General features: G+C 49.1%; 8 protein-coding genes. 7 read left to right on the forward strand and 1 reads right to left on the reverse strand.

All coding sequences use genetic code 11. The features are described 5' to 3' along the window. The 3 genes from AC1DSE_RS23185 to AC1DSE_RS23195 all read left to right on the forward strand — a co-directional run. The coding region (locus AC1DSE_RS23185) for a heparinase II/III domain-containing protein (protein ID WP_477528254.1) at window positions 1-1,083 on the forward strand (1,083 nt) is incomplete at its 5' end. Window positions 1,084-1,096: 13 nt separating this feature from the next. Then, on the forward strand, window positions 1,097-1,411 hold the full coding sequence (locus AC1DSE_RS23190) for a cupin domain-containing protein (protein ID WP_477512916.1): 315 nt from the start codon (window positions 1,097-1,099) through the stop codon (window positions 1,409-1,411). Between the two features lie 230 nt (window positions 1,412-1,641). Continuing rightward, window positions 1,642-2,883: an MFS transporter gene (locus AC1DSE_RS23195; protein ID WP_477528255.1), complete on the forward strand. Its 1,242-nt coding sequence runs from the start codon at window positions 1,642-1,644 to the stop codon at window positions 2,881-2,883. Window positions 2,884-2,961: 78 nt separating this feature from the next. Here the strand turns inward: AC1DSE_RS23195 and yhbH are convergent, their stop codons facing one another. Beyond that, window positions 2,962-4,116 (reverse strand): sporulation protein YhbH, encoded by a 1,155-nt coding sequence (gene yhbH / locus AC1DSE_RS23200; RefSeq protein WP_076270296.1) that lies wholly within the window; start codon window positions 4,114-4,116, stop codon window positions 2,962-2,964. 372 nt (window positions 4,117-4,488) lie between these two features. Between yhbH and AC1DSE_RS23205 the strand changes: the two genes are divergently transcribed. From AC1DSE_RS23205 to preA, 4 genes are all read left to right on the forward strand, one after another. Then, window positions 4,489-5,850, forward strand: coding sequence for an aminotransferase (locus AC1DSE_RS23205; RefSeq protein WP_477512918.1), 1,362 nt, complete (start codon window positions 4,489-4,491; stop codon window positions 5,848-5,850). A 17-nt stretch (window positions 5,851-5,867) separates the two neighbouring features. Continuing rightward, window positions 5,868-7,112 carry a M20 family metallo-hydrolase gene (locus tag AC1DSE_RS23210; protein ID WP_477512919.1) on the forward strand — a complete coding sequence of 415 codons (1,245 nt, stop codon included), beginning with the start codon at window positions 5,868-5,870 and terminating at the stop codon, window positions 7,110-7,112. A gap of 120 nt (window positions 7,113-7,232) precedes the next feature. Beyond that, window positions 7,233-8,606, forward strand: a complete 1,374-nt coding sequence (locus AC1DSE_RS23215; protein ID WP_477512920.1) for an NAD(P)-dependent oxidoreductase — start codon at window positions 7,233-7,235, stop codon at window positions 8,604-8,606. Next, on the forward strand, window positions 8,599-9,568 hold a 970-nt coding region (gene preA, locus AC1DSE_RS23220), incomplete at its 3' end, for an NAD-dependent dihydropyrimidine dehydrogenase subunit PreA (RefSeq protein ID WP_477528256.1). The genes AC1DSE_RS23215 and preA, both read left to right, overlap by 8 nt.

The raw sequence follows: 9,568 nt of genomic DNA on the forward strand, positions 1-9,568 counted from the left end.
GCATCACACCGTTCAGTATCCATGCCCGTGAGTGGGATAACGAAGCTGGTCAATGCGAAGCGCTGGCAGGCGTTCATTAAGCACAGCAAGTTCGGCGGCGAGCATGACCATATGGACCGGCTCGGCTTGTCCGTCGTATGCGGGGAAGTGCCGCTGCTCGTTGATCCGGGCACGACCGCTTACGGCGTGCCTGCACATTATGGGTGGTTTAAGCATACCTTCTCGCATAATACGGTGTGCCTGAATGGCGTTGACCAGCCTCCCGCGGATGGGCGGGTTATTCGTTTTGAGCAGCACCCATGGGGAACATGGACAGAAACGATGGTAGATTGGAAAGCGGAAGCGTATGAGATGAAGGACCGGATTATTTTGCCCCCGGAGCTTAGTCCATGGGATCTCTTGGCTTACGAAGGTGCCTCTATTAGAAGAATAAATGTGCTGACTGAGCATTATTTGCTTGATATGGTCAAGGTAGATGTAAGCGAGCCGCGGGAAATCAGCTGGATGAATCATTTTRGCGGGATTCTTGAAGAGGAAGAGGATAAGGTCTGGCAATCGACAGATGTATGCTTAAGCAGGCTTGATCAGCAATGGTTTAAGCACAAAAGTAGGTTTATGGCTGGTGGAGTTTCGGAAGGAACGCTAACTTTTCGCTATAAAATGGAGAATGGGAGCTTGAGGCAGCATCTGTGGAGTTCTCAGCCTGTGGAGATCTATTCGGCTTTGACGCCGGATAACCCGCCGGATCGGGACCGGACCTCACTTATTATGCAGGTGAAAACCAGCCAAACGATCGTTTTTGCGCAAGTGCTATTTTATGATTCGGAGCAAGAGCCGTTGTCCGAAGGAGCAAAGCTGGTGGGGAACGTTGAATCAGTAGATTATGCTGATACAATAGAGTCTATAGAAACAGTAGAGTCTATAGAAACAATAGGGAAAACGGAAACGTTTGTGAATACGGAAACTTTGCAGATTACTGAAATGTCGGATCAGAGCTACCGAATGACAATCACAGCAGATGGGGTCAGGGATGAGTACTCGCTGATGTGGGACGATGGCGGAGCATGGCTAGACAAATGCTAAAGGAGGAACTCGGATGAGCAATATCGGAGTATGGGAAAATGCGGAGCCTGGCGTTACACGTAAAATTTTGCAACCGGGAAAAACGCTGATGCTGATGGAGGTTCATTTTGAGCCTGATGCGGTTGGTTATGAGCATGCTCACCCGCATGAGCAGCTGAGCTATTGCTTGAGGGGCGCCATTGAATTTACAATTGACGGCGAGAAGCAAGTGATCCGGCAGGGAGAGTCCATCGTTATACCAAGCGGGGCGAGGCACGGAGTAACCGCATTGGAAGCCTCGGCGCTGCTCGATTCCTTCACGCCGCTGCGCGATGATTTGATTAAGTAAGGGTGAGTATACGGTTATAGAGAGAAGAGCGATTCCATGGCTGAGCGAGCATGGGTGCTCTTCTTTTTTTGCAGGATGGTTGTTGCCGCCTTGTAGAGGGTATATTCTTTGTAATAGGGCTGCAATCATTAGAAACTTTGAAAACGTGGTAATATAGAGTAGGATATCCATACAAATAGAAAATGCCGCCTAGTCAAATAGAGCTTGAGCATAGGGTAAGGGGTTTACATATGAGTAAAATGACATTGCTGCGCGAGCCGAAACAGCGGAAACTGTTGTTTAGCGCGGGGCTTAGCTGGCTTTTTGATGCGATGGAGGTCGGAATGATCTCCTTTATCGTAGCTGCTTTGGCAGTAGAATGGCAGCTTGGTTCACAACAAGTTGGGTTACTGATGGCAATTAATTCGATCGGTATGGCAGTTGGAGCCGCTGTATCCGGTTTGATGGCCGATCGATACGGACGCAGGGCGATCCTGCTCTGGACACTGCTGATCTTCTCCATTGCGAGCGGTCTGTCCGCTCTGGCAACGAGCTTTATCGTCTTATGCGCGCTGCGTTTCATAGCCGGATTTGGGCTTGGCGGGGAGCTGCCAGTTGCGTCGACGCTTGTATCGGAATCTGTGCCTGCCAAGGAGCGGGGCCGGGCAGTCGTCCTATTGGAGAGCTTCTGGGCGATCGGCTGGATTGCTGCGGCTTTGATTGCCTACTTCATCATTCCTGATTACGGATGGAGGATGGCGTTTGCGCTCGGTGCTGTTCCTGCACTTTTTGCCCTATATTTGAGAAGAGCCATTAAAGACTCGCCCAGCTTCAATGCGCAGCAGAGCCGCAAGCTGAGTCTGAGCGATAGAATGAAATCCATATGGTCCTTGCGCTACCGAAAAACGACAGTAACATTGTGGATCTTATGGTTTACAGTCGTATTTTCCTATTACGGCATGTTCCTGTGGCTGCCTTCCGTCATGGTGCTCAAGGGCTTTGATTTGGTGAAAAGCTTTCAATATGTTCTGATTATGACACTCGCCCAGCTGCCGGGTTATTTCACTGCTGCTTATTTTATCGAGAAGTTTGGGCGAAAATTTGTGCTAGTGGTTTATTTGCTGCTAACCGCGGGCAGCGCCCTTTGGTTCGGCAGCGCAGAAACAGAAGGGGTACTACTGGCTGCGGGCATTTGTCTCTCATTCTTTAACCTTGGAGCGTGGGGAGGGATGTACGCCTATACGCCGGAGCTGTATCCAGCCGCAGTTCGTGGAACTGGCGTCGGCTTTGCCGCCTCATTCGKCCGTGTCGGGGGTATTATTGGTCCTTATCTTGTTGGTATGCTAGTTGCTAAACAAGTCGCGATACCGTCTATTTTTATGATCTTTTTTGTAACGATTGTCATAGGCGCGCTAACGGTTTTATTCTTTGGCAAAGAAACGAAAGGGATCGATCCGGATAAAGAGGGCTCTGATTCTGCTCTTACAAGTTGAAGGGATGTTTATTCAAAATGCGAAAAAGCCGTCCAGAATGGGTTGAACCCATCGGGACGGCTTTTTTCTGTGTTTTTATTACGCACCGGTCACTTGCTTGGAGAAAAAGGTTTTAAGCGCTTTGTACACTTCGCCTTTTTCCTTAATTACCGAATACATAAACTTTTTGTGGTTGATGTGTTTGTAGGCGGACATCAGAGTACTGCTTCGATTGTATTGATTGACCTCTCCGTATCCGAACATATTGCTTCTCTCCATCAGCTGACCGATTAGCTTCACACAGCGTTCGTTATCTGAAGTTAGGTTGTCGCCATCAGAGAAGTGGAACGGGTATATATTCCAATTGGGAGTCGGATACCGGCTATCGATGATGTCGATCGCTTTCTGATAAGCGGACGAACAGATGGTGCCGCCGCTTTCCCCACGATTGAAAAATTCCTCCTCAGTAACTTCCTTTGCTTCCGTATGATGCGCGATAAACACAATTTCCACATGCTCATATTTGCGCCTTAAGAAGCGTGTCATCCAGAAGAAAAAGCTGCGCGCGCAATATTTCTCGAACGAGCCCATGCTTCCCGATGTGTCCATGAGGGCAAGAATGACCGCGTTGGATTGGGGTTTGATGACTTCATTCCATGTTTTGTAACGAAGATCGTCAGGTGAAATGCCGCCAATGCCGGATTTGCCCGCATTGGCGTTGCGGCGCAGATTTTCGATTAATGTTCGCTTCTTGTCGATATTGGACATAATGCCTTTTTTCCGAATATCGTGAAAAACGATTTCGGTAGTTTGCAGCTGATCCTTTTGCTTTTGCTCCAGATTAGGAAGCTCCAGCTCCTCAAACAGCATATCCTCCAATTGATCGATACTTATCTCGGTATCAACAACGTCTTCTCCAGGCTGATCGCCTGCATCCTGACCCTTGCCGGGCCCCTTAGCAGCTTGTGGATCGACGCCAAGCACATCCCCAACCTGAGAGTCGCCATCGCCTTGTCCGACGTGCTGCTTCTTGTTGTAGTTGTATATAAAGTGGGACTCGTCGAGACTTTTAATAGGGACCTTGATCGTTCGCCTGCCATCGGACAATACGATGCTTTCATCGGAAACCAGATCGGGAAGATTTTGCTTAATGGCTTCGTGCACCTTCTCCTGATGTCGCGCTTGATCCTCATAACCTTTGCGGTGGAGCGACCAATCTTCCCTTGAAACAATAAATAGCGGCTCTGACTCCATTTCCCTCACCTCATTCCATTATGTTAACGCTGCAGAATGAAAAAAAGCCTTACATGCTCATCGCTTATTTCTTGTCTGTTACTCAATATATTCAAGAGCAGAGCGGTTATGTGAGGGAAAATGAACAGGGATCACATGAATTTATCCCCATAAACAGCTTCTAGAAGATTAACTCCGCAGAAAAATAGGTATCTTTTCCGAGCATCCTGCGTTGCTTTACGATGTTATTTTTGAGTCATGGCAGCAATCTCAGAAACAATTTGGAAGATGCAGCGAAGAAGCCGCATACGCTAGTCTATAAGGATCGTTGATGGTCTCATCCACGGTTCGTTCTATTATAGAAGCGGCAGCCGCGAAGGAGGAAAGGAAGGCATGGGCGTGAATGAGGCAGCAATGAATGAAGAAGACAAAGCAGCGCTGTTAGAGAAGGACCGGAACTATTTATGGCATCATATTTCTCCTCATAATGAGAATCCAATGGTTATCGTGTCGGGAGAAGGAAGCTGGTTAACGGATATGGACGGGAATCGCTATTTCGACGGCATGTCCGGGATGTGGTGCGTCAATGTCGGTCATGGCCGGGTCGAAATCGCTGAAGCGGCTGCGGAACAGATGAAGACAGTAGCTTATGCGACGCTCATTCAATCTCATGTTCCGGCAATTGAGTTGGCTGCGAAGCTGAATGAATGGCTCATTGGCGATTATCGATTTTTTTTCTCCAACTCAGGTTCAGATGCCAATGAGGTCGCCTTCAAAATCGGCCGCCAGTATCATCATCAACGTGGGAAGGGCTCTAAGTACAAATACATTTCACGCCACCGCGCCTATCATGGCAATTCTATGGGTGCACTTAGCGCCACAGGGCAAGCGCAGCGCAAGCTGAAATACGAACCGCTAGGTGTGGGATTTTCCCATGTGCCTCCGCCCTATTGCTATCGTTGTCCTTTCGGGCAAACGAAAGGCTCCTGCAAAATGCAATGCGCTCAAGCCTATGAGGATACCATCCTATGGGAGGGTGCAGATTCGGTCGCTGGCATTATCGTTGAGCCAGTTATTACCGGAGGTGGAATGATTGTGCCGCCTGATCCATATTTAGCTCGGCTGCGAAAGATCTGCGATAAGCATGATGTCCTGCTCATTGTTGATGAGGTCATTTGCGGCTTCGGGCGATCTGGAGAGAAATTTGGACATCAGAATTTCGGGGTAAGGCCGGATATAGTGACGATGGCGAAAGGGCTGACAAGCGCCTATTCTCCATTATCTGCAACGGCAGTGTCCGCCGAAATGTATGAAAGCTTCAAAGAAAGCGGAGCAGACAATCATTTCCGTCATGTGAATACCTTCGGAGGCAATCCTGTATCCTGCGCAGTGGCGCTAAAAAATATAGAAATTATAGAACGTGAAAATTTAGTCAGCCGTTCTGCCTATATTGGCAAAGAGCTGTTTAGCCGAATCAAGCCGCTTGAATTACATCAGTACGTAGGCGAGCTTCGAATTTTCGGCTCGGCTATCGGTATCGAGCTGGTTGAGGATAAACGAACAAAGGAGCCGGCATCTGCTGCTAGAGTTGCTGCTATTATTGCGGAGTGCAAGCAAAAAGGACTGCTCATTAGCAAAAATGGCGATACAGTGCCGGGTTTTATGAATATTTTGACGCTGAGCCCGCCTTTGTCGACTACGGATGATGAGATTGTATTTATCGCCGAAACGCTGCTTCAGGTTTTCGGTGTCTGAGGGAGGCGGATAAAAGAGTGGAGAAAGAACTCAGCATTAATGCCAAGCGGCTGCACAGGCGTATTGATGAGCTTGCTCAGATTGGCAAAATCGGTGATACAGGCGTTTGCAGGCTGGCGCTGTCGAAGGAGGATTTGGCAGGTGTAGAGCTGGTGCGGAGTTGGATGCTTGAAGCGGGGATGGAGGCGCGGATAGATCCGTTCGGCAATTTGATCGGCGTGCTAAAAGGAGCTGACTCGGCAGCACCGGTACTTATGCTTGGCTCCCATATTGATTCGCAGCCGTACGGCGGACGATTCGATGGTGTGATTGGGGTATTAGGGGCAATTGAAGCCGTTCAAACGATGGTTGAAAAAGGCTTTAAACCAGCTAGAAATATTGAAGTTGTCGCTTTTTGTGATGAAGAAGGCTGCCGGTTTAACAAAGGGTTGTTTGGCGCAAGGGGAATGACCGGGAAGCTTGAGGAGGGGGAGCTTGATCGGACGGATAAAAATGGTGTGACTCGCAGGGAGGCATTGATCGCGTTTGGATGTGATCCTGCTGCGTTTGAAGGTTATGTCTTTGATGAAGGGCGAATAGCTGCTTTTCTGGAGCTGCATATTGAACAAGGTCCAGTGCTGGAGTCGCTCCATGAACCGATTGGAATCGTCAGCGGCATATCCGGCCCTGTCTGGTGGACGGTAGAAATGACAGGTTTCGCAGGACATGCGGGTTCCGTGCCAATGTCTATGCGCCAGGATGCATTGGTCGGCAGCGCTAAGGTTATCATCGCACTTAACGAATTAGCTAGCGCTGAACCTGGCGCACCGACTGTAGGAACGGTTGGTTCGCTGTCGGTATTTCCGGACTCGCGCAACATTATTGCAGAGAAAGTAAGCTTCACCGTTGATTTCCGTGATATTGATCGGAGTCGCAGGAACAGGCTGGAGGAACAGCTTCTTGCGAGGATAGATGCTGTTTGTTTAGAGCATGGCTTGACGTACACGATTCGTGAGGATACGAGGAGTGATCCGCGTTACTGCGCGCCTGAGCTTAGGGAGCTAATGCAGGAGGAAGCGGCGAAAATAGGTCTTGCCCCGCCCGTTCTGATGAGCGGCCCGTTCCATGATTCGTTAACGATGTCTTATGTTTGCAACTACGGAATGATATTTGTTCGCTGCAAGGACGGGATAAGTCATAATCCGAAGGAGTATTCATCGCCGGAAGATATCGAACTCGGTGTAGAGCTTCTATACCGAACAGCGCACAGATTAAGTGACTAAAAGTGAACGATTATAGTAGACCAGTAACTCTTGCCCAGGTTATAGACCTGTAAAGCTTTCAGCGTGACTGAATACTTGAAACCTATAAAAATATTAAAGTTGAATAAGGAGGAGATGGGCATGGGCGCAATAGGAAAGGCGGTGTTTATTCCGGTCGAATCACTGCGGCGAAACTTTGCAGAAGTGAAGGCAGGCATGCGGCCAAAGGAAGCTATAGAGGAATCGAACCGCTGTTTGTACTGTTACGATGCTCCGTGCATAAAAGCGTGCCCGACGGGCATCAACATTCCTTCTTTTATCAAAAAAATTGCTTCCGGCAATATGAAGGGATCTGCTCGCGTCATTATGGATGCCAATCCCGTTGGAGCGACCTGCGCCAGAGTGTGTCCGACTGAGGAGCTGTGCGAGGGCGCATGCGTAATGAACGAATCTTCAAAGCCGATTATGATCGGCAGCCTGCAGCGCTATGCCACGGATTGGGCGATAAAAAATAATCAACAGCTGTTCGAACCTGGTCAAAGCAACGGCAAATCGGTGGCAATTATAGGCGGCGGACCAGCAGGTCTGTCTGCTGCGCGCGAGCTTGCAAGATTCGGATTCGCCGTTACGATATTCGAAGCGAAGGAACAAGCGGGCGGTCTTGATACATATGGCATCGTTTCGTTTCGTTTGCCGCAGAGCATCGCTCTGTGGGAGGTTGAACAGGTGAAGAAGCTGGGCGTTGATATTCGGACGAATACAGCAATTGGTTCTGACGTAGCCACAGATTCGCTGCTTGCGCAGTATGATGCGGTTTTACTTGCGATAGGAATGTCGAAGGTGCCTTATCTTAACATCGAGGGCGAACAATTAACCGGTGTGTATGACGCCATTGATTTTGTAGAAGCGACCAAAACGGAGCTTACAAATGACTTTGCTGGTAAACGTGTAGCGGTAATCGGTGCGGGCAATACGGCGGTTGATGCGGCCACCTGCTCGGTGAGGCTCGGGGCTGCAAAGGTGAAGATGGTATACCGCAGGACGAGAGAGGAAATGACCGCCTACGATTTTGAATTCGAATTCGCGAAGCAAGATGGTGTGGAGTTTGAATGGTTAAGCGCTCCCAGCCGGATTATCGGAGATGCTGATGGAAATGTCGAGGCGCTTGAATGCATGAGGATGCAGCTTGAAGAGGATGAACAAGGAGGAAGAAAAAAGGTGACACCGGTAGAAGGCTCCTCTTTCCTGCTTGATGTTGATGTTGTCATTAAGGCAATTGGTCAGACACGTCACTTGCCGCTAATTGAGCAGCTGGGCTTGCATCATAAGCGAGGAATGGTGATGGTGAATACGGAAACCTATCAGACCTCAAATCCCAAAATTTACGCTGCTGGCGACGTTATTTTCGGTGAAGGCCAAGGTGATGCGATGGTGGTTGCCGCCGCGCAGCAAGGCAAGCTGGCAGCTTATTCGATTTACAAAACGCTAGTTGCAGGGAGGGAAAATGATGGCTGATCTGCGCATTCAATTAGCAGGCATAGCTTCTCCGAATCCTTTTTGGCTTGCCTCAGCGCCGCCAACGAACACCGGCTATCAAGTTCAGCGAGCATTTGAAGCGGGCTGGGGAGGAGCGGTATGGAAGACGCTGGGCGATCCAATTATTAATACATCCTCACGATTTGCAGCTATTCATTTCAATGGACAACGAGTAGCAGGATTCAACAACATTGAGCTGATTTCGGATCGCCCGCTTGAAGTGAACTTAAAGGAAATTTACGAGACAAAGAAGCGATTTCCGGAGCATGCGCTTGTCGTTTCATTGATGGTGGAGCCTAAACGCGAGAAATGGCATGAAATTGTAAAAAAAGTAGAGGCAATCGGTGTCGATGGACTGGAATTGAACTTCGGATGTCCCCATGGCATGGCGGAGCGGGGGATGGGCGCTGCTTCTGGTCAGCAGCCGGATCTGGTTGAAATGCAGACAATGTGGGTCAAGGAGGCAGCGAGGACGCCAGTCATAGTCAAGCTTACGCCCAATATTACGGACATTACCGCGACAGCGAAAGCAGCTGTTCGCGGAGGAGCGGATGCGATCTCGCTGATCAATACCATTAATTCACTAGCTGGAGTTGATATCGATACATGGAATACGATTCCGCATGTTGGCGGAAAAGGCGCGCATGGGGGCTACTGCGGGCCTGCAGTTAAGCCGATTGCGCTTAATATGGTTGCGGAATGTGCCCGAAATCCTTTAGTTGGCGTACCCATTTCCGGGATAGGCGGAATATCGAGCTGGCGGGATGCGGTTGAGTTTATTTTGATGGGATCAACTGGCGTTCAAGTATGTACAGCTGCCATGCATCATGGCTTTAGCATCGTAGAGGATATGATCGATGGTTTGAACAATTATTTGGATGAAAAGGGTTTGAAATCAGTCAATGAGCTAATAGGCAAATCGGTAGAGCGCTATTCGGATT

It is taken from the genome of Paenibacillus sp. 01L418 (genome assembly GCF_056400045.1).